The sequence below is a fragment of the Arthrobacter sp. 05N428_2 genome (genome assembly GCF_056397065.1).
On sequence record NZ_JBFTMR010000016.1, the window covers coordinates 1 to 18602 of the forward strand.

Genomic DNA, 18602 nt, shown 5'->3' on the forward strand with positions numbered 1-18602 from the left:
CTCGATCCGACCGGTGCCGGCAGGACCCGATGGGCCGTGCGTTGGAAGCCCGCTTTGAACGCCTTCGCCATCACCTTCAGCGACCGATTCCCGGCAGCTGAAAACTACTAAAGGAAACCGCCGGATACACCGTTAGTGAGATAGTCCCTGCGTCCTTGCAGGATGTGCGGGAGGGTCGCTGGAATCCTTGCGTGATGTGAGGGAGCGTTCGGGGGACGGGTGCGACGTTGACTGGATGTCCCGGGGGGAGGGGGAGAGCGGTGGCCTGGGCGGGCCGAATGCCCGCCCCGTGAGTGGCGCCGTCGGACGCAGTGCCGTCGGCGGGCAGGCTTGTGCCCGGAGCGCATTGCTGTGATATGGGGATCCAGCGAAAACATGCTAAGATTTTGAGTTTGTATGGCGCCGTTCGCGCGTCATCGTCAACCTCGTAAACAATCGTGCCACGGCATAGTGCCCCCTCGCGCCCCGACTCGTCGGGAACCGCCCGGGAAGCAAATGTTTTTGGCACGGGCGTTTAGGCCTGGTCTGGCAAAATCCAGGCAGGTCAAGAGACACCCCGATCAACCGTTCCGCAAGGCTCATTCCGTAGGAAGATTTTCGGTCTGAGAACCGGCGCGACGCAAGGAGTAAATAGTGATTCAGCAGGAGTCGCGACTCAAGGTTGCCGACAACACGGGTGCTAAGGAAATCCTTACCATTCGCGTTCTCGGTGGCTCTGGCCGTCGCTACGCAGGCATTGGCGACGTCATCGTCGCTACCGTCAAGGACGCAATTCCGGGCGGCAACGTAAAGAAGGGCGACGTCGTCAAGGCTGTCATCGTCCGTACCAAGAAGGAACGCCGCCGTGCGGATGGTTCCTACATCAAGTTTGACGAGAACGCAGCCGTCATCCTGAAGAACGACGGTGACCCCCGCGGTACCCGTATCTTCGGACCGGTTGGTCGTGAACTTCGCGACAAGAAGTTCATGAAGATCGTTTCTCTGGCTCCGGAGGTGCTCTAGTCCATGGCTAAGATCAAAAAGGGTGACCTCGTTCAGGTCATCACTGGCGCCAAGGCTGAGCGCGGCGGCGACAAGGGCAAGCAGGGCAAGGTTCTGCGCGTCTTCCCCGATACCAACCGCGTGTTGGTTGAAGGCATTAACCGCGTAACCAAGCACACCAAGGTCGGTCAGTCGCAGCGCGGCACCAAGACCGGTGGCATTGAGGTCGTTGAGGCTTCAATCCACATCTCCAACGTGGCACTGGTTGACCCCTCCACCAAGAAGCCCACCCGCGTCGGTTTCCGCACCGAGACCGTTGAGCGCGATGGCGTGAAGCGTGACGTGCGCGTCCGCGTGGCCAAGAGCTCAGGGAAGGACATCTAATGACTGAGACTCTCGAGACTCCGGCAAGCAAGATCGTTCCTCGTCTGAAGACCAAGTACGCCGATTCCATCAAGAACTCGCTGACTGAGGAATTCAAGTACCAGAACGTCAACCAGGTTCCCCGTCTGGTGAAGGTCGTTGTGAACATGGGTGTTGGAGATGCCGCCAAGGACTCCAAGCTGATCGACGGCGCTGTCCGCGATCTGACCCTGATCACCGGCCAGAAGCCGCAGGTAACCAAGGCCCGCAAGTCGATCGCACAGTTCAAGCTGCGCGAAGGCATGCCGATCGGTGCGCACGCAACTCTGCGTGGCGACCGCATGTGGGAATTCCTGGACCGTCTGGTCACGCTGGCACTGCCGCGTATCCGCGACTTCCGGGGCCTCAGCGGCAAGCAGTTCGACGGCAACGGCAACTACACCTTCGGTCTGACCGAGCAGGTTATGTTCCACGAGATCGATCAGGATTCCATTGACCGCGTTCGCGGCATGGACATCACTGTCGTGACCACTGCCAAGACCGACGACGAAGGCCGCGCGCTGCTCAAGGCGCTTGGCTTCCCGTTCAAGACCGAAGACTAATCTAGCTACGTAAAAGGTCCGGCTGCCGGTTGTTGAAAACCGTTGCAGCGGAAACCGTTATGAGGAAGGGCAAGAGCCCACATGACAATGACAGATCCCGTCGCAGACATGCTCACGCGTCTGCGCAACGCTAACTCGGCATACCACGAATCCGTGACCATGCCGTACAGCAAGCTCAAGGCACGCGTTGCCGACATCCTGAAGGCCGAAGGTTACATCGCCTCCTGGAAAGAAGAAGACGCTGAGGTTGGCAAGAAGCTGACCCTCGAGCTCAAGTTCGGTCCGAACCGCGAGCGTTCCATCGCTGGCGTTCGTCGTATTTCCAAGCCGGGACTGCGCGTATACGCAAAGTCCACCAACCTGCCGCACGTGCTCGGTGGCCTGGGTGTTGCAATCCTGTCCACCTCTTCCGGCCTCTTGACTGACAAGCAGGCCGGCAAGAAGGGCGTGGGCGGCGAAGTCCTCGCTTACGTCTGGTAACGGGAAAGGAAGAGAATAATGTCACGTATTGGACGTCTCCCCATCACCGTTCCTGCCGGCGTTGAGGTCAAGGTTGACGGCTCTGTCGTCAGCGTCAAGGGTTCCAAAGGCGAGCTGAGCCACACTGTGGCGAGCCCGATCGAGGTCTCCCTGGAAGAAGGCACCCTGACTGTCGCCCGCCCGAACGACGAGCGCGCCTCACGTTCGCTGCACGGCCTGACCCGCACCCTGATCGCCAACATGATCCAGGGTGTCACCGCAGGCTACGAGAAGAAGCTTGAGATTGTCGGTACCGGTTACCGCGTCCAGGCCAAGGGTTCTGACCTGGAGTTCGCTCTGGGCTACAGCCACCCGGTCAACGTCTCGGCACCGAACGGCATCACCTTTGCAGTTGAGACCCCGACCAAGCTCTCTGTTTCAGGTATCTCCAAGCAGCAGGTCGGCGAGGTTGCTGCCAACATTCGCAAGCTGCGGAAGCCGGACCCCTACAAGGGCAAGGGCATCCGTTACGCAGGCGAAGTCATCCGCCGCAAGGTCGGAAAGGCTGGTAAGTAACCATGGCGATCGCAATTAACAAGAAGCGTACGAACAAGAGCAAGTCTGCCCAGCGCAGCCGCCGCCAGCTTCGTATCCGCAAGCGCATTTCCGGTACGGCTGTACGTCCGCGTCTGGTCGTCAACCGTTCCGCACGCCACGTATTCGTCCAGGTTGTCGATGACACCAAGGGCCTGACCGTAGCGAGCGCGTCCACTCTGGAAGCCGACCTTCGTGCATTCGACGGTGACAAGACCGCCAAAGCCAAGCGCGTCGGCGAGCTCGTCGCCGAGCGTGCCAAGGCTGCCGGCATCGAGGCAGTTGTCTTCGACCGCGGTGGTAACAAGTACCACGGCCGGATCGCCGCCGTCGCTGACGGCGCACGTGAAGGTGGGCTCGCACTGTGACCGAAAATAACGAAAAGGACATTCAGGTGACTGAAGCTGTAGCTGCTCCGGCAACTGAGACCGCTGCGCCTGCTACCACCGACGGCGCCCGTGGTGGCGCCCGTCGTGGCGAGCGTGGCGACCGCGGCCAGGGCCGTGGCGACCGTGGTGGCCGTGGTGGCCGTGACGGCGGCCGCGAAGCCGAGAAGAGCCAGTTCGTAGAGCGCGTCGTAACCATCAACCGTGTTTCCAAGGTCGTCAAGGGTGGTCGTCGCTTCAGCTTCACCGCGCTCGTCGTCGTCGGTGACGGCAACGGTATGGTCGGCGTCGGCTACGGCAAGGCCAAGGAAGTTCCCGCCGCCATCGCGAAGGGCGTTGAAGAGGCCAAGAAGTCCTTCTTCCGCGTTCCCCGCATCGGCAGCACCATTCCGCACCGTGTTCAGGGCGAAGCCGCCGCAGGCGTCGTCATGCTGCGTCCGGCTTCCGCCGGTACCGGTGTTATCGCCGGCGGTCCGGTCCGTGCAGTACTGGAGTGCGTGGGCATCCACGACATCCTCTCCAAGTCGCTCGGTTCCTCCAATGCCATCAACATCGTTCACGCGACCGTTGATGCGCTGAAGCGCCTCGAAGAGCCGGCAGCAGTGGCAGCACGCCGCGGCCTCCCGCTCGACGAGATCGCTCCGGCGGCAATGGTGAAGGCGATCATGAACCAGAAGGCAGGTGTCTGAGTCGTGGCTAAAAACCTGATTCCCTCCGACGCCCAGTTGGAGATCACTCAGATCAAGTCCGTCATTGGCGGCAAGCAGAACCAGCGCGACACCCTGCGGTCCCTCGGCCTGAAGCGGATCGGACACACCGTTGTCCGGACCGCCGATGCCGTGACCGTTGGAATGCTCAACACGGTTCCGCACCTGGTAAAGGTAGAGGAGGCGAAGTAAATGGCAGAGAAGAACACCGCCGAGAAGGCACAGGGCGCCGCTGCTGAGAAGCAGAACGCACTGAAGGTTCACCACCTGCGTCCCGCCCCGGGTGCCAAGACCGCCAAGACCCGCGTTGGTCGTGGTGAAGGTTCCAAGGGTAAGACCGCCGGTCGCGGTACCAAGGGTACGAAGGCCCGCTACCAGATCAAGGCTGGCTTTGCCGGCGGCCAGCTGCCGCTGCACATGCGCCTGCCGAAGCTGCGCGGCTTCAAGAACCCGTTCCGGGTTGAGTACCAGGTTGTAAACCTGGACAAGCTCAACGAGCTGTTCCCGGAAGGTGGCGCAGTCACCGTGGAGAACCTGGTCGAAAAGGGTGCCGTTCGCAAGAACCAGCCCGTCAAGGTGCTGGGCACCGGCGACATCACCGTCAAGGTTGACGTCACCGTCCACGCATTCTCGGCCAGTGCCGCGGAAAAGATTGCCGCAGCAGGCGGAAGCACCACCGCCCTCTAAGGAGGCGGCGGGGCATTCGCCCGTTGTTGAAACTCCCGGCTCCGGGGCTCCGGCCCCGGCGTCGGGAGTTTTTTCATTTCCGGGCCCCGCCGATTGTTCGGCGGGCGCATCCACCCGTTAGACTCGGTTGTTGGGTTTATTTGACCTGTCTCACACGACTTTACTTATTCCTCAGGAGGACGCTTGCTTAGCGCATTCGGCCGGGCCTTTCGCACGCCTGATCTGCGACGCAAGTTGTTGTTCACGCTGGCAATCATCACAATCTTCCGCTTGGGTGCGTTCATCCCCTCGCCTGGTGTGAGCTACCAGAATGTCCAGCAATGCTTGCAGAACGGTCAGACCACGGGCGGGATCTACCAGCTCGTCAACCTGTTCAGCGGCGGTGCCTTGCTGCAGGTCTCAATTTTCGCGCTCGGGATCATGCCGTACATCACGTCCAGCATCATCGTCCAGCTGCTCCGGGTGGTCATTCCCCGGTTCCAGCAGCTCTACGACGAGGGCGCCTCGGGCCAGTCCAAGCTGACGCAGTACACGCGTTACCTGACGATCGCCCTCGGCCTGCTGAACGCCACGACGCTGGTGTCGCTGGCGCGCTCCGGCCAGCTGCTGCCTAACTGCCAGCTGCCGATCATCCCGGACACCAGCATCATCACCACGATCCTCATCATCATCACCCTGACGGCCGGTACCGGCCTGATCATGTGGATGGGCGAGCTCGTGACGGAAAAGGGCGTGGGCAACGGCATGTCGCTGCTCATTTTCACGTCCATTGCCGCCGGCTTCCCGACGTCGCTGGGCGCGATCTGGAAGGCGCAGGGGCCGGGCACGTTCTTCATGGTGCTGGTCATCGGCTTGCTCACAGTGGCGCTGGTCGTCTTTGTCGAGCAGTCCCAGCGCCGCATCCCGGTGCAGTACGCCAAGCGCATGATCGGCCGCCGCACCGTGGGCGGCACCAGCACCTACATCCCCATCAAGGTGAACATGGCCGGCGTCGTGCCCGTCATTTTCGCGTCCTCGATGCTCTACCTGCCGGGCCTGATTTCGCAGTTCAACCAGCCCAAGCCAGGCGAGTCCATGGCGCCGTGGGTTGAGTGGATCAACAACAACCTGACCCGCGGTGACCACCCCATCTACATGGCGCTCTACTTCGCCATGATTGTCTTCTTCACGTACTTCTATGTCGCGATTACTTTCAACCCTGAGGAAGTTTCTGACAACATGAAGAAGTACGGCGGCTTCATTCCGGGTATCCGTGCCGGCAAGCCGACCGCAGATTACCTGCAGTATGTGCTTTCCAGGATCACTTTGCCCGGCGCGTTCTACCTGGGCCTTGTGGCCCTGATCCCGCTGATTGCCTTGGTCCTGATCAACGCCAACCAGAACTTCCCGTTCGGCGGCACCTCGATCCTGATCATGGTGGGCGTCGGTTTGGAGACCGTCAAGCAAATTGATGCGCAGCTACAGCAGCGTCACTACGAAGGGCTTTTGCGATGACGAGAATGTTGATTATCGGACCTCCCGGTTCGGGCAAGGGAACGCAGGCGGAACGTATTTCGGAGCGCCTCGGTGTCGTGGCGATCTCCACCGGCGACATCTTCCGCGCCAACGTCAAGGGTGAGACGCCGCTCGGCATCGAAGCCAAGAAGTTCATGGACGCGGGCGACTTCGTTCCGGACAGCGTGACCAACAAGATGGTCCGCGACCGCCTTACCGAGTCCGACGTCGAGCCGGGCTTCCTGCTCGACGGCTACCCGCGGACCACGGCCCAGGTGGACTACCTGGACGCGATCCTGGCCGACGGCGAGCAGAAGCTCGACGTCGTCCTGCAGCTCACGGCCGATGATGAGGAACTCGTCAAGCGCCTGCTGGGCCGCGCCCGGGACACCGGCCGCAGCGATGACAACGAGACCGTCATCCGCCACCGGCTGGATCTCTACCACGGGCAGACGGAAGCCGTGGTGGCGAAGTATGCCGACCGCGGGATCCTGACCCGGGTTGACGGCATCGGCGGCATCGACGAGGTCACCGACCGCGTCATGCAGGCCATCAAAGCGGCGCAGTCCGCCTGAGCCGGGCCCGTTTCCATTGAGGCTCCTCCCGCAGCGCCGGGAGGAGCCTCAGGCATTTGTCCGTCCGACCCTCGCGGGGCCGGGCGGCACCACGAAAGGACGCTGAGGATGGCATTCGGCCAGACCCGCATTGAATACAAGACCAACGCCCAGATGCGGACCATGCATGAGGCCGGGCTGGTCCTCAGCCGCGCACTCGACGCCGCCGTGGCCGCAGCGGTCCCCGGGGTGACCACCCGCGACCTCGACGCCGTCTTCGCGGGCGTGCTGCAGGACGCCGGGGCGAAGTCCAACTTCCTTGGCTACCACGGCTTCCCGGCAACTATCTGCACCTCGGTCAACGAGGAGGTGGTCCACGGAATCCCGGGGGACCGCGTCCTGCAGGACGGGGACATCATCTCCATCGACGGCGGCGCCATCGTGGAAGGCTGGCACTCCGACTCGGCCCGGACCGTGATCGTGGGCACCGCTGACCCCGAAGACCAGCGGCTCTCCGACGTTACCGAGGCGGCCATGTGGCACGGGATCGCGGCGCTGGCGACCGGCAAGTTCGTTGGCGACGTCGGCAACGCCGTGGACGACTACGTCTCCTCCGTGCCGGGCAAGCCGCTGGGCATCCTGGAGGACTACGTGGGCCACGGCATCGGCTCGGAGATGCACATGGCCCCTGATGTGCTGAACTACCGCACGAGCCACCGTGGGCCCAAGATCCGGCCCGGGCTGTGCCTGGCCATCGAACCGATGCTGGTCCGCGGCAGCATCGACACCGCCGTGCTGGAGGACGACTGGACGGTGATCACGACCGACGGCAAGCGCTCCTGCCAGTGGGAACACTCCGTGGCCGTCCACGAGAAGGGCATCTGGGTGCTCTCCGCGCCCGACGGGGGAGCCGCGAAGCTGGCGCCGCTCGGCGTCGTCCCGGTCCCGATCCCCTAAGTCACCCCTTAAACCCGAGTAGCTCGCAATTGTTGTCGTTTTGAGGGCTCAAAACGACAACAATTGCGAGCCAGTTGCGCCGGGGAGGCTAGCTCTTCAGCTTCGGCTTCACGTCCTTGGTGTAGATGCCCTCCAGCGTGGTCTTCAGGTCGGTCATCGTGGCTTTGACGTCGCCCTGCTGCGTGAGGATCTTCGCGGCCGACTTCGCCATCTCCTGGTCAGCGCCCGGCAGGAATACCCGGGCGTTGTCCTGGACCCGGGTGACCGCGAGCTGGTCCATGGCGGTCTTGATCTGCGGCGTCGCCGCGAGGACAGCGCCCATGTCAGCGGATGTGCGGGTCGGCATGTAGCCCGTGGCCGCGGAGAACGCCGCGGTGTTCTCCGGCTCGGTCATGAACTTCAGGAAGGTGGCCGCAGCGAGCTGGACCTCCTTGCTGACGCCGCTGGGGATGCCGAGCCCGGCGCCGCCCGTGGGGCAGACGGGGCTTTCGTTCTTCGGCCCACCCGGCAGGAAGCCGACGCCGACGTTGAACTTGGCGGACTTGAGCACGCCCAGCAGATCGCCGGTTGAGGAAATCGTGGTTGACGCGATGCCGGCGGAGAAGTCGTCTGCGGCGTTCTTGGAGGAGACGCCAGCCCACTTGTCCTTGTAGATCGAATCCTGCGCCCACTGCAGCGCGGCCACCGGCTCCGTGGAGTCACAGTTGACGTCCCAGCCGTTGGACCAGCTCCCGCCCCAGCCCCACAGGTTGTTCTGCAGATTCCAGCCGGCGTAGCCGGCGAGGGCCGGATACATGTAGGCGTACTGTGCGCCCGAACTCGCCTTGAGCTTGGGGGCCCAGTCACCAAATTCCTGCCACGTCTTCGGCGCCCGGTCCGGCAGTCCCGCGGCCTTGAAGTGGTCCTTGTTGTAGAAGAACAGCGGGGTGGAGCGGCCGTAGGGGAGCGCCCACTGCTTGTCCGCGTACTTGTAGTCCGCGACGAGCGACTTCTGGAAGTCGTCGACCTTGATGTCCAGCTGCTTGATCAGGCCGTCGAGCGGGATGATGTTGCCGTTGGTGTAGTACCGGAACCACCAGACGTCCGAGAGCACCACGAGGCCCGGGAGATCCGTCTTCGCGGCCTGGGAAGTCTGGAACTTCTGCGCGATTTCCTCGTAGTTGGCGCCCGCGGTCACCAGGTTCACCTTGATCTCCGGGAACTTCGCCTGGAACTTCTCGATGATCGCCTTTTCCACGTCCTGGGACTTGCCCGGGTGGTTGGTCCAGAAGTCGATGGAGGCGGCAGGCTTCACACCGCTGAAGTCGATGTCGGCTGCGCCGGAGGTGGCGGTGGTCGATCCGGTGGACGGGCCGCCGCAGGCTGCCAGTGCGGCCGCGCCTGCGCCAGCGCCGGCCAGGCCGAGGAAGTGTCGGCGGTCAAGATTTAGTGCCATGGTGGGTCCTCTCAAGGGTGTTGACTCGTTGTGATGATGGGGGTGTACGGGGTGTGTGTTGGAGCGGAAGGCTGCGTCACCCGGTGACGCTGCCCTGGGTGAGGCCGGCGACGATGTAGCGCTGCAGCGCGGCGAAGACGAGGAGGATCGGAACAATGACGAGCATCGCGCCGGCCATCAGGATGCCCCAGCCGGCGCCGTTTCCTTCCGAGTTCTGCAGCAGGGTCAGCCCGACCGGCAGGGTCATGGTCTCCGGCCGGTCGGTGATGATGAGCGGCCAGATGTAGTCGTTCCACTCGCTAACCACCGTCACCAGCGCCACCGTTGCGATGGAGGGGCCGGAGACGGGGACGACGACCTGCCAGAGCCGCCGCCAGTGCCCCGCGCCATCGATCTCTGCGGCCTCCAGGATGGAGCCGGGCAGCGTCATGAAATGCTGTCGGAGCAGGAAGGTGCCGAAGGCCGTGCCCAAGCCAGGAAGAATGATTCCCCACAGGGTGTTCTTCCCGCCGATGCCGGCAATCAGGATGTAGTTCGGCAGGATCGACACCTGCGGCGGCACCATGAGTGCCACCAGGATCACGACGAAGATGACGTTCTTGAACGGGAAACGCACAAAGACCAGGGCGTAGGCCGTCAGGATCGCCAGGATCACTTTCACCGTGGAGCCCACGGTGGTGACGATCAGGCTGTTCACGAAGAACTGGCCGAACGGCACGGTAGTCATGGCGACGCGGTAATTGTCCAGGTTGAGGCCTTCCGGCAGGATCTTGAGATCGGTGGTGACGATCTCGCCGGGTTGCTTGAAGGAGCTCAGCAACATCCACAGCAGCGGCACGACCACCACGAGGCTGGCCACGATCAGCGGGATGTAACCGCCGGCGATCGTCTGGACCAGGTTGGCGCGGGAGAAGGGGCGGCTGCGCTGCACCGGGACCTGCGGACCGCCGTCGGGGGTGTACCCCGAGGTTTTGGTCGGATCGGGACTAACAGGAGAGAGCGTGCTCACGAGTAGTGCACCTTCCGTTCGACGAACCGCAGCTGCAGCACGGTGATGATGAGCAGGATCGCGAAGAGGACCACGGAGACGGATGCCGAGTAACCGGCCCGGTTGTAGGCGCCGAACGCCTGGAGATAGGCCTCGTAGATCAGGGTGGACGTGCCGTTGCCGAGCGGGGTCATGATCCGGATCAGGTCGAAGGCCTGCAGGGAGCTGAGCATCGTGGTGATCAGCAGGAAGAACGTGGTGGGGGAGAGCAGGGGAACCGACATGCTGACGAAACGGCGGAGACCGCTGGCGCCGTCCAGCGAGGCCGCTTCCATCACATCCCGGGGGAGCGACTGGAGACCCGCGAGGTAGACGACGGCGCAATAGCCGAGGTTCTTCCAGATGTAGACGACGATCACCATGACCAGGGACAGCTGCGGGTCGTTGATCCACTGCGGGCTCTGCTGGCCGATGCCGCGCAGGAGCCAGGACAGCACCCCGTAGCCGGGGTCGAAGATGAACAGCCACACCAGTCCGACGCCGACCCCGCTGAGCACATAGGGGGCGAAGACGGCGGACCGGGCGAAGGTGGTGCCACGGACCTTGGAGTTCAGGGCGAGGGCCACCAGCAACCCGAGGACCATCGAACCGCCAACGGTGACGACGGTAAAGGCGGCCGTGGTCCCCAGTACCTTGGGGGCGTCGGTGCTGGTAAAGAAGTTGATGTAGTTGTCGAAGCCGACGACTGTGGCGGAGGCAGAGCCCAACGTCCAGTCCAGCGTCGAGTAATAGATGTTGTTGATCAGCGGGAGATAGGTAAACACCGCTATCAACGCCAGGTTCGGCAAGGCCAGGGCCAGGAACACGATGAAGTCCCGGCGGGACCGGGCGGACCAGCGTCCCCTGCGCTGGTCCGGAGTGACAGCCGCGGCGGTGGCCGCAGGACTGTCCAGTAATTTTTTTGTCATGGGGGTCTCTAACGGATCCGGGCCTGTCGATGACGGGCGGTTGGGTGGAGGATCAACAAACACTTCACCACACCGGTTGGGGCCGGTACCCCGCATGAGGCCTTGTCAGAGCTTTGTTATGCCAGGCTTCGTCGCCCGTTCACCCTCCGGTTGGTTGCAGTAGGCCACAGTGTTCGTTTGGCACAATGGAGCCATGACAGCGATCACAGACGTGCCCGGAATCCGCGTGGGCCACGCCTCCCGGACCGGGGAGGGCTGGCTGAGCGGCGTGACGGTGGTCCTGCCGCCGCCCGGTACCGTCGGCTCGGTCGACGTCCGCGGCGGTGGTCCCGGCACGCACGAAACCGACGCTCTCGACCCCACCACCCTGACCACCGCCGTCGACGCCGTGGTCCTCACCGGCGGCAGCGCCTTCGGGCTGGCGGCCGCACACGGCGCCCAGCGCTGGTGCGAGCAAAACGGCCGCGGCTTCGCCGTCACCGGGGGAGTAGTCCCAATCGTGCCCGCGGCCGCCATCTTCGACCTCGGCCGCGGCGGCGACTTCGCAGCGCGCCCGACGGCGGACATGGGCTACACGGCAACCGCCGACGCCGCCGCCCACCAGAACGGTCACGACGTCGAACGCGGCAACATCGGCGCCGGCACCGGAGCCCTCATCGGCCGGGGACAGTTCAAAGGCGGAGTTGGCACAGCCTCCCTCACTTTAGAGAACGGCGTGGTCGTTGGCGCCCTCGCCGTCGTAAACGCCCTGGGTCTGCCGTTCAACACATCGAGCCGGCGGACGGAACCTGGGGGTGGCGCGGAACCGGAACGGGCGGCACATCCGGAACCCGGAAGCGTGCGTCTAAGCGAGGAACGAGCGAGCACGCGGAGGGATTCGGATGCGCCGCCCGCCCTGAACACAACCCTCGTCGTCGTCGCCACCAACGCCATCCTGGACAAGGCCGAGTGCAAGCGGACAGCCTCTGCAGCCCACGCCGGCCTTGCGAGGGCGCTGAATCCCAGCCATACCCTGGCGGACGGGGATACGGTCTTTTGCCTGGCCACGGGCGCCGTGGCCTTGGACCGGAGTACGGAAGCCGCGCGGCAGCTTAGCCTGATTACGCTGCAGAGCGCTGCCGCCGACGTCGTCCGGCTGGCGATCCTGGATGGGATCGCTGCCGCGGAAGAGGTGGAGACCCCGGCGGGGAGTTTTCGTGCATACCGGGACGGAGTGCGCTAGCATAGCTGGATTTAACATTCGGCCCGTGATGCCGTAGTGTTGTCTGTTGGTTGTCTGCCCTGTTGTGCCCTTTTGTGGGCCTGCCGTAGCGACCAAGCAATCAAAAAACGTCCACAGCGATCGCCGGTGCAAGCCGGAGGGGCGGTGGCAACAACAGTTAGCGGAGGGTATGGCCAAGAAGGACGGGGTCATTGAGATCGAGGGCGTTGTGACCGAGGCGCTGCCCAACGCGATGTTTCGCGTTGAGCTGACCAACAAGCACATCGTTCTGGCACACATCTCTGGAAAGATGCGCCAGCACTACATCAGGATTCTCCCTGAGGACCGGGTAGTGGTGGAGCTGAGCCCTTACGACCTGACACGTGGTCGTATCGTCTACCGCTACAAGTAAACACTGGGCGGTCCGGGCACTAGCCGAGGGCCGGTCCAGCTGACCAACTGCAACACGCAAAGGAACGCCATGAAGGTCAAGCCGAGCGTCAAGCAGATCTGCGAAAAGTGCAAAGTGATCCGCCGTAATGGCCGGGTCATGGTGATCTGCGAGAACCCGCGCCACAAGCAGCGCCAGGGCTAATTCCCTTCACGGGAAACCTTGGGTTGCTAACCCACGCAAGTAAATAAAAGGCAGCACAAGCTGATCTGGGACACTGAGCTAGAACGAGTCCGGACAGCTAACCCCCGGTCGGAGGCTGGGGCCGTACAGATCCGTACGGGTGTACTGCCTACGACCTCCGGTTTATTCAAGGAGCACTGCCTCTATGGCTCGTCTCGCTGGCGTAGACATCCCCCGCGAAAAGCGGTTGGAAATTGCGCTTACTTACATCTACGGCGTGGGCAAGACCCGTGCACACGAAACCCTGGCTGCCACCGGCATCAGCGCGGACGTTCGGGTCAAGGACCTGTCCGACGCCGAGCTCGTCCAGCTGCGTGATTACATTGAAGGCAACTACAAGGTTGAGGGTGACCTTCGCCGCGAAGTGGCAGCAGATATCCGCCGCAAGGTTGAGATCGGCAGCTACGAAGGTATTCGCCACCGTAAGGGCCTGCCAGTGCGCGGACAGCGTACGAAGACGAACGCACGTACCCGCAAGGGTCCGAAGCGCACCGTCGCAGGCAAGAAGAAGACTCGTTAATCCCTTGGGATTAGCCACGTTTTCCCCCAATAACTTTCTGTAGGAGAAATAATGCCCCCGAAGACTCGTGGCGCGGTTCGCAAGCCGCGTAAGAAGGACAAAAAGAATATCGCGCTGGGCCAGGCGCACATCAAGAGCACCTTTAACAACACCATCGTGTCCATCACGGACCCGAACGGTGCAGTCATCTCCTGGGCTTCGTCCGGTGAGGTCGGCTTCAAGGGCTCCCGCAAGTCCACTCCGTTCGCCGCCCAGATGGCTGCCGAAGCCGCCGCCAAGCGCGCACAGGAGCACGGCATGCGCAAGGTTGACGTGTTCGTCAAGGGACCGGGCTCCGGACGCGAGACGGCCATCCGTTCACTGCAGGCCGCTGGCCTCGAGGTTGGATCCATCCAGGATGTAACCCCCAGCGCGCACAACGGCTGCCGCCCGCCGAAGCGCCGCCGCGTCTAAGTCTTAGCCGGAGCTTGCCCGGGCCCTCACCGGCCCGGGCAAGCCCAACGGCGTTAAGTCTCAGACCGATCTTTCCACCACCTGTGTTGCGTCATATAGCGGATGCTCGCCGAAAGGAAACCTAAGTGCTCATTGCACAGCGCCCCACCCTCTCCGAAGAGGTAGTCTCCGATAACCGCTCGCGTTTTATCATTGAACCGCTGGAACCGGGCTTCGGCTACACCCTCGGAAACTCCCTCCGCCGTACCCTGCTCTCCTCCATCCCCGGTGCCTCCGTAACGAGCATCCGGATCGATGGCGTGCTGCACGAGTTCACCACGGTTCCGGGTGTCAAGGAAGATGTCACCGAGATCATCCTGAACATCAAGAACCTGTCGGTCTCCTCCGAGCACGATGAGCCGGTTGTTGCTTACCTGCGCAAGCAGGGCCCGGGAGTCGTCACCGCCGCGGACATCGCCCCGCCGGCCGGCGTCGAATTCCACAACCCGGATCTGCACATCGCCACGCTGAACTCGAAGGGCAAGTTCGAACTCGAACTGACCATCGAGCGCGGCCGCGGCTACGTTTCGGCAGCTCAGAACAAGTCCGGCGACTCCGAGATCGGCCGCATTCCGGTCGACTCGATCTACTCGCCGGTGCTGAAGGTTACTTTCCGCGTGGAAGCCACCCGTGTTGAGCAGCGCACTGACTTCGACAAGCTGATTGTCGACGTCGAGACCAAGCAGGCCATCGCACCGCGTGACGCGGTCGCTTCGGCAGGTACCACCCTGGTGGAACTGTTCGGTCTGGCCCGCGAGCTGAACACCGCAGCTGAAGGTATCGAGATTGGCCCGTCGCCGACGGACGCTGCCCTGGCAGCGGACATGGCGCTGCCGATCGAGGATCTGGACCTCACGGTCCGTTCCTACAACTGCCTCAAGCGTGAGGGCATCCACAGCGTGGGTGAACTCGTTGCCCGCTCCGAGGCTGACCTCATGGACATCCGTAACTTCGGTGCGAAGTCCATCGACGAGGTCAAGGCAAAGCTCGTTGAACTGGGTCTGTCCCTCAAGGACTCCCCTCCCGGATTCGACCTTGCAGCCCGCGCCGCAGCCATCGAAGAGGACGACGCCGCTTTCAGCGACGACGAGCTCTAAACCAGATCTTGGCCAGCAGGCTGGACGCACCGCAGCGTGCACAGCCCGCCGGCTTCCATATGAGGAGAAATAGTTATGCCTACCCCCACTAAGGGTCCGCGCCTCGGAGGCGGCCCGGCTCACGAGCGTCTCATGCTCGCGAACCTGGCAGCCGCACTGTTCGAGCACAAGCGGATCACCACCACGGTGACCAAGGCCAAGCGACTCAAGCCCTACGCCGAGCGCCTGGTGACCTTCGCCAAGCGCGGCGACCTGGCTTCCCGCCGTCGTGTGCTCGGCCTGATCGCCAACAAGGGCGTCGTCCACGAGTTGTTCACCGACATTGCCCAGGCAGTGGAGAACCGCGACGGCGGCTACACCCGCATCACCAAGATCGGCAACCGCAAGGGCGACAACGCCCCCATGGCTGTCATCGAACTGGTTCTCGAGCCGGTTTCCGCCAAGCAGGCCGTGGTAGCCGAGGCTACCTCCGCCGCTCAGCGTGACGCTGACAAGAAGGACGCTGAGAAGGCCGAGGCCGCTCCGGTTGCCGAGACCGAAGCTGCGGAGACCGAAGAGGCCCCCGAAGCTGAGGTTGCAGAGACCGAAGCAGCAGAGACCGAAGAGGCTCCGGCCGCTGAGGAAGCTGCTGCAGCGTCCGAGAAGGACGCGAAGTAATTCGCTAAAACCTTCTTATAGACTTAAGTCTATGAACGAGCTCAAACCCGCTGCCCCCGACTTGGGGGGCGGCGGGTTTCTGCGTATCCGGCTGGATCTTTCCTACGACGGCGGTCCCTTCAGTGGCTGGGCCGTCCAGCCGGGGCTTCGCACCGTCCAGGGCGTCCTTGAGGAGGCCTTGGCCCTGTTGATCCGCCGCCAGGTCCGGGTCACCGTGGCCGGCCGCACTGACGCCGGCGTGCATGCCCGCGGACAGGTGGTGCATCTGGACCTGACCGAAACGGAGTGGCGCGGCCTGAACCGCGGCGCCGAACTGGAGCCCGCGGTCGCGCTGCTGCGGCGGCTCCGTGGCGCCTTGAGCCGAGGGCTGGGCCAGCTCAGTGGAGCGGTCGAGGTGCACCGCGTCTTGATCGCGCCGGCGGGCTTCGACGCCCGCTTCTCCGCCCTTTGGCGGCGCTACAGCTACCGAATCGCCGACGGACCCACTCGTTGGGACCCGCTGGGCCGCCACTCGACGCTTTGGCACAAGGAGCAGCTGGACACTGGGCTGCTCAACGAGGGTGCGTCCCGGCTGCTGGGCCTGCAGGACTTCCGTTCGTACTGCAAACCCCGCGAAGGCGCCACGACCATCCGGGAGCTACAGCGTTTCGAATTCACCCGCGGCGCGGACGGCGTCATCGTGGCGGCTGTCCAGGCGGACGCTTTCTGCCACAACATGGTCCGCTCGCTGATTGGAGCCGCGCTCCACGTGGGGCCCGGACTGGAACAGCCCGGGTGGCTGTACGAGCGTCTGATCGCCCGGCAACGGGACGCGCGCTCCGTGCTTGCTGCCCCGCACCCCCTCGTCCTGGAAGAAGTGGCCTATCCGTCCGCGAACGGGCTGCTGGCCAGGGCCGAGCTGACCCGCGCCCGGCGCGAATAGAGCGCCCGCAGGGTAGTACGTCCCGCGGGGACGGCCTTAGAACGCCCGCAGTGCTCCCTCGGCCGGCAGCTCCACCGTGAAGGTGCTGCCGCGGCCGGGGAGGGTGCTGCACGAGATGGAGCCGCCGTGGCCTTCCACGATTGCCTTGGTGATGGACAAGCCGAGCCCGGCCCCGGGGATTGCTCCGTCCCGCACGGCCGGGCTCCGGAAGAACCGGGTGAAGATCTTCCCGGCGTCGGCGGCGGTCATGCCGATGCCGCTGTCCTCCACCCGCAGCAGCACCCGTCCGCCCTCGGCCCGCGCCGAGACCGTCACGGAGCCGCCGTGCGGCGAGTACTTGATGGCGTTGGAGACGAGGTTGTCCAGGGCCTGCCCGATCCGCAAGGGGTCCACCTCCGCCCACAACGGCGCCGTAACGTCCATCGCCAGCGAGACCCGTGAGGATTGCGCATGGGCCTGTGCAGAACCCAGGCTCGCTTCCACCAGCCCGGCCAGGTCGGTTTTCCGCGGCTGGACGTGGACCGCGGAGTTGGCGGACATCAGCAGATCCGACACAAGGGCCAGCAGGCGCTCCGCATTGCGCTGCGCGACCTCGATCCGGCGCAGCACCGGCAGCGGCAGTTCCTCGGCCAGGACCAGGTCCAGATTGCCGATGATCGACGTCAACGGAGTCCGGAACTCGTGCGAGACGGTCGCGACGACGTCTTCTTTGGCGGCGAGGGCATTGACCAGGCCAGTGACCTCGTTGTAGACGACGACGGCGCCGCGGAAGTCCCCGTCGTCGCCCTTCAGGGGTCTCGCCCCGGTGGATACCACCCGGCTGCCCGGAGCCGCACCAAAGCAGACCAGATGGTCCGCGAATGACTCGCCGCCCATTGCCCGGCGGAGCGGGCGGCGTCCCGCCGGCAGGGGCGTGGCTTGGTCGCGACCGGTCAGCAGCAGCCGTTCTTCCGAGCCCTGATCCGCGGGCGAGGCATCCCCGGCCGGCGCCGCGGACGCTTCCAGCGCGGTCTGCCAGCTGTTGGTGAGCAGCCGCCGGCCGTCCGCGTCAATGGCGACGATGCCGACGTCGACGGTGTCCAGGATTGCGTTGAGCAGCCGTTCGCGCTCCCGGCTCTCCGTGAGGAGCGCCTGCAGTTCCGCTTCCTTGGCTTCGACTTTGCGCTGCTGCCGGAGCACTTGCGCGCGCACGAACTGGATGGCCAAGGAAACAGCCAGGGTGGTCAGCGCCAGGAGCACCATCGAGGCAATGCGCCCCGGGCGTTCCTCGGCGCCGGCCGCAAAGTACCAGGGCAGGCCCGCCAGCAGTGGCCCCAGGAAGCTGATCGAGACGACGGCGGCAGGGGAGAGCCGCGACACGGAAATCCAGACCACCGGAAGTACCGACAGGACACCAAGGCCGGGCAGTTCCACTGCGGCCGCGAGCCGGCTCAGCCCGATGGCGGCCAAATCAAGAACCGGAATGATCAGGGACGCCAGGGGGCCGAACCGGTGCCACGGCACGAGGCCCGAGGCGAGGAAGATCAGGGAATGCAGGGCCAAGGCGGCCTGGCCCCAGCCGCTGGAGAGGTGGAGGCCCCAGGCGGCGGGCGCGGCCGCCACACCGGCGGCCAATAGCAGGGTGAGGGGCAGCTGGCTGGCCAGCACCAGCGCACGGGGATGCCGGATGCCGAAGCCGCCGGGAGCGCCCAGGCCACGGATCAGCCGCGCTTCACTCAAGACAGGGGCCCCTTCCTCGCAAGTGGAGTTTACATTGCTGTCACACTAACTTGACACCCAAAGCCATTACCGTTGCATGTGTTCCTGCGCCGAAGCCCGAAATTGGTGTCCGGCGTGGGTATTGTGACAGGACAGGGGCGGAAGCTCCGCGACTTTGTACCAGCGTTTGTAGGCCGGCAAGGCTC

24 protein-coding genes are annotated in these 18602 nt (G+C 64.0%); 20 read left to right on the forward strand and 4 right to left on the reverse strand.

What is annotated here, in order from left to right; all coding sequences use genetic code 11:
- Positions 1 to 633 precede the first annotated feature (633 nt).
- The 12 genes from rplN (at position 634) to map (ending at position 7784) form a co-directional block, all read left to right on the forward strand.
- Positions 634 to 1002, forward strand: coding sequence for a 50S ribosomal protein L14 (gene rplN / locus AC1DGI_RS15270; protein ID WP_003803789.1), 369 nt, complete (start codon positions 634 to 636; stop codon positions 1000 to 1002).
- A gap of 3 nt (positions 1003 to 1005) precedes the next feature.
- The gene (gene rplX / locus AC1DGI_RS15275) at positions 1006 to 1365 is read left to right on the forward strand and encodes a 50S ribosomal protein L24 (RefSeq protein WP_441402150.1); all 360 of its coding nucleotides are present in this window, start codon (positions 1006 to 1008) and stop codon (positions 1363 to 1365) included.
- On the forward strand, positions 1365 to 1946 hold the full coding sequence (rplE, locus tag AC1DGI_RS15280) for a 50S ribosomal protein L5 (RefSeq protein ID WP_091563108.1): 582 nt from the start codon (positions 1365 to 1367) through the stop codon (positions 1944 to 1946). Before rplX ends, rplE begins: the two co-directional genes overlap by 1 nt.
- 81 nt (positions 1947 to 2027) lie before the next feature.
- Entirely contained in the window at positions 2028 to 2426 is a 399-nt protein-coding gene (gene rpsH, locus AC1DGI_RS15285) for a 30S ribosomal protein S8 (protein WP_476899438.1), read from the forward strand.
- An 18-nt stretch (positions 2427 to 2444) separates the two neighbouring features.
- Complete coding sequence (gene rplF, locus AC1DGI_RS15290; protein WP_090575311.1) at positions 2445 to 2981, forward strand: 50S ribosomal protein L6; 537 nt, start codon at positions 2445 to 2447, stop codon at positions 2979 to 2981.
- Positions 2982 to 2983: 2 nt separating this feature from the next.
- Positions 2984 to 3367: a 50S ribosomal protein L18 gene (gene rplR / locus AC1DGI_RS15295; RefSeq protein WP_018773674.1), complete on the forward strand. Its 384-nt coding sequence runs from the start codon at positions 2984 to 2986 to the stop codon at positions 3365 to 3367.
- A 26-nt stretch (positions 3368 to 3393) separates the two neighbouring features.
- The gene (gene rpsE / locus AC1DGI_RS15300) at positions 3394 to 4074 is read left to right on the forward strand and encodes a 30S ribosomal protein S5 (RefSeq protein ID WP_441402800.1); all 681 of its coding nucleotides are present in this window, start codon (positions 3394 to 3396) and stop codon (positions 4072 to 4074) included.
- 3 nt (positions 4075 to 4077) lie between these two features.
- The gene (rpmD, locus tag AC1DGI_RS15305; protein ID WP_267275868.1) at positions 4078 to 4284 is read left to right on the forward strand and encodes a 50S ribosomal protein L30; all 207 of its coding nucleotides are present in this window, start codon (positions 4078 to 4080) and stop codon (positions 4282 to 4284) included.
- Positions 4285 to 4779: a 50S ribosomal protein L15 gene (gene rplO / locus AC1DGI_RS15310; RefSeq protein ID WP_011692793.1), complete on the forward strand. Its 495-nt coding sequence runs from the start codon at positions 4285 to 4287 to the stop codon at positions 4777 to 4779.
- A 183-nt stretch (positions 4780 to 4962) separates the two neighbouring features.
- Positions 4963 to 6273: a preprotein translocase subunit SecY gene (gene secY / locus AC1DGI_RS15315; protein WP_476899439.1), complete on the forward strand. Its 1311-nt coding sequence runs from the start codon at positions 4963 to 4965 to the stop codon at positions 6271 to 6273.
- 5 nt (positions 6274 to 6278) lie between these two features.
- On the forward strand, positions 6279 to 6848 hold the full coding sequence (locus tag AC1DGI_RS15320) for an adenylate kinase (RefSeq protein WP_476899475.1): 570 nt from the start codon (positions 6279 to 6281) through the stop codon (positions 6846 to 6848).
- Between the two features lie 108 nt (positions 6849 to 6956).
- Positions 6957 to 7784, forward strand: a complete 828-nt coding sequence (gene map / locus AC1DGI_RS15325; RefSeq protein WP_441402772.1) for a type I methionyl aminopeptidase — start codon at positions 6957 to 6959, stop codon at positions 7782 to 7784.
- 88 nt (positions 7785 to 7872) lie between these two features.
- On the opposite strand, the gene AC1DGI_RS15330 is transcribed toward map, so the two are convergent.
- The 3 genes from AC1DGI_RS15330 to AC1DGI_RS15340 all read right to left on the reverse strand — a co-directional run bounded on the left by AC1DGI_RS15330 (position 7873) and on the right by AC1DGI_RS15340 (position 11175).
- A complete protein-coding gene (locus AC1DGI_RS15330) occupies positions 7873 to 9219 on the reverse strand; it encodes an ABC transporter substrate-binding protein (RefSeq protein ID WP_476899440.1) in 1347 nt (448 codons plus the stop codon).
- A 76-nt stretch (positions 9220 to 9295) separates the two neighbouring features.
- Positions 9296 to 10228 (reverse strand): carbohydrate ABC transporter permease, encoded by a 933-nt coding sequence (locus AC1DGI_RS15335; RefSeq protein ID WP_476899441.1) that lies wholly within the window; start codon positions 10226 to 10228, stop codon positions 9296 to 9298.
- Complete coding sequence (locus AC1DGI_RS15340; protein WP_476899442.1) at positions 10225 to 11175, reverse strand: carbohydrate ABC transporter permease; 951 nt, start codon at positions 11173 to 11175, stop codon at positions 10225 to 10227. The genes AC1DGI_RS15335 and AC1DGI_RS15340 overlap by 4 nt, the downstream gene beginning before the upstream one ends.
- Positions 11176 to 11368: 193 nt before the next feature.
- Here AC1DGI_RS15340 and AC1DGI_RS15345 point away from each other — a divergent pair, with 193 nt between their 5' ends.
- The 8 genes from AC1DGI_RS15345 (at position 11369) to AC1DGI_RS15380 (ending at position 16698) form a co-directional block, all read left to right on the forward strand.
- Positions 11369 to 12397: a P1 family peptidase gene (locus AC1DGI_RS15345; protein WP_476899443.1), complete on the forward strand. Its 1029-nt coding sequence runs from the start codon at positions 11369 to 11371 to the stop codon at positions 12395 to 12397.
- Between the two features lie 169 nt (positions 12398 to 12566).
- The gene (gene infA, locus AC1DGI_RS15350; protein ID WP_009358723.1) at positions 12567 to 12788 is read left to right on the forward strand and encodes a translation initiation factor IF-1; all 222 of its coding nucleotides are present in this window, start codon (positions 12567 to 12569) and stop codon (positions 12786 to 12788) included.
- 69 nt (positions 12789 to 12857) lie between these two features.
- Entirely contained in the window at positions 12858 to 12971 is a 114-nt protein-coding gene (rpmJ, locus tag AC1DGI_RS15355; protein WP_009358722.1) for a 50S ribosomal protein L36, read from the forward strand.
- Between the two features lie 184 nt (positions 12972 to 13155).
- The gene (rpsM, locus tag AC1DGI_RS15360) at positions 13156 to 13530 is read left to right on the forward strand and encodes a 30S ribosomal protein S13 (RefSeq protein ID WP_024366110.1); all 375 of its coding nucleotides are present in this window, start codon (positions 13156 to 13158) and stop codon (positions 13528 to 13530) included.
- Positions 13531 to 13581: 51 nt separating this feature from the next.
- Complete coding sequence (gene rpsK, locus AC1DGI_RS15365; RefSeq protein ID WP_018773682.1) at positions 13582 to 13983, forward strand: 30S ribosomal protein S11; 402 nt, start codon at positions 13582 to 13584, stop codon at positions 13981 to 13983.
- 125 nt (positions 13984 to 14108) lie between these two features.
- Positions 14109 to 15119, forward strand: a complete 1011-nt coding sequence (locus AC1DGI_RS15370) for a DNA-directed RNA polymerase subunit alpha (RefSeq protein ID WP_307034754.1) — start codon at positions 14109 to 14111, stop codon at positions 15117 to 15119.
- A gap of 75 nt (positions 15120 to 15194) precedes the next feature.
- Complete coding sequence (gene rplQ / locus AC1DGI_RS15375) at positions 15195 to 15776, forward strand: 50S ribosomal protein L17 (protein ID WP_476899444.1); 582 nt, start codon at positions 15195 to 15197, stop codon at positions 15774 to 15776.
- Positions 15777 to 15807: 31 nt separating this feature from the next.
- Positions 15808 to 16698 carry a tRNA pseudouridine synthase A gene (locus AC1DGI_RS15380; protein WP_476899445.1) on the forward strand — a complete coding sequence of 297 codons (891 nt, stop codon included), beginning with the start codon at positions 15808 to 15810 and terminating at the stop codon, positions 16696 to 16698.
- A 36-nt stretch (positions 16699 to 16734) separates the two neighbouring features.
- Here AC1DGI_RS15380 and AC1DGI_RS15385 read toward each other — a convergent pair whose 3' ends face one another.
- Positions 16735 to 18417, reverse strand: coding sequence for a sensor histidine kinase (locus tag AC1DGI_RS15385; protein ID WP_476899446.1), 1683 nt, complete (start codon positions 18415 to 18417; stop codon positions 16735 to 16737).
- Positions 18418 to 18602: the final 185 nt, after the last annotated feature.

Bases quoted from the DNA above. Each gene is read 5' to 3' on its own strand.
- rplX (WP_441402150.1), top strand. From the start codon at position 1,006: ATGGCTAAGATCAAAAAGGGTGACCTCGTTCAGGTCATCACTGGCGCC.
- rplE (WP_091563108.1), top strand. From the start codon at position 1,365: ATGACTGAGACTCTCGAGACTCCGGCAAGCAAGATCGTTCCTCGTCTG.
- rpsH (WP_476899438.1), top strand. From the start codon at position 2,028: ATGACAATGACAGATCCCGTCGCAGACATGCTCACGCGTCTGCGCAAC.
- rplF (WP_090575311.1), top strand. From the start codon at position 2,445: ATGTCACGTATTGGACGTCTCCCCATCACCGTTCCTGCCGGCGTTGAG.
- rplR (WP_018773674.1), top strand. From the start codon at position 2,984: ATGGCGATCGCAATTAACAAGAAGCGTACGAACAAGAGCAAGTCTGCC.
- rplO (WP_011692793.1), top strand. From the start codon at position 4,285: ATGGCAGAGAAGAACACCGCCGAGAAGGCACAGGGCGCCGCTGCTGAG.
- AC1DGI_RS15320 (WP_476899475.1), top strand. From the start codon at position 6,279: ATGTTGATTATCGGACCTCCCGGTTCGGGCAAGGGAACGCAGGCGGAA.
- map (WP_441402772.1), top strand. From the start codon at position 6,957: ATGGCATTCGGCCAGACCCGCATTGAATACAAGACCAACGCCCAGATG.
- AC1DGI_RS15330 (WP_476899440.1), bottom strand. From the start codon at position 9,219: ATGGCACTAAATCTTGACCGCCGACACTTCCTCGGCCTGGCCGGCGCT.
- AC1DGI_RS15340 (WP_476899442.1), bottom strand. From the start codon at position 11,175: ATGACAAAAAAATTACTGGACAGTCCTGCGGCCACCGCCGCGGCTGTC.
- AC1DGI_RS15345 (WP_476899443.1), top strand. From the start codon at position 11,369: ATGACAGCGATCACAGACGTGCCCGGAATCCGCGTGGGCCACGCCTCC.
- infA (WP_009358723.1), top strand. From the start codon at position 12,567: ATGGCCAAGAAGGACGGGGTCATTGAGATCGAGGGCGTTGTGACCGAG.
- rpmJ (WP_009358722.1), top strand. From the start codon at position 12,858: ATGAAGGTCAAGCCGAGCGTCAAGCAGATCTGCGAAAAGTGCAAAGTG.
- rpsM (WP_024366110.1), top strand. From the start codon at position 13,156: ATGGCTCGTCTCGCTGGCGTAGACATCCCCCGCGAAAAGCGGTTGGAA.
- rpsK (WP_018773682.1), top strand. From the start codon at position 13,582: ATGCCCCCGAAGACTCGTGGCGCGGTTCGCAAGCCGCGTAAGAAGGAC.
- rplQ (WP_476899444.1), top strand. From the start codon at position 15,195: ATGCCTACCCCCACTAAGGGTCCGCGCCTCGGAGGCGGCCCGGCTCAC.
- AC1DGI_RS15380 (WP_476899445.1), top strand. From the start codon at position 15,808: ATGAACGAGCTCAAACCCGCTGCCCCCGACTTGGGGGGCGGCGGGTTT.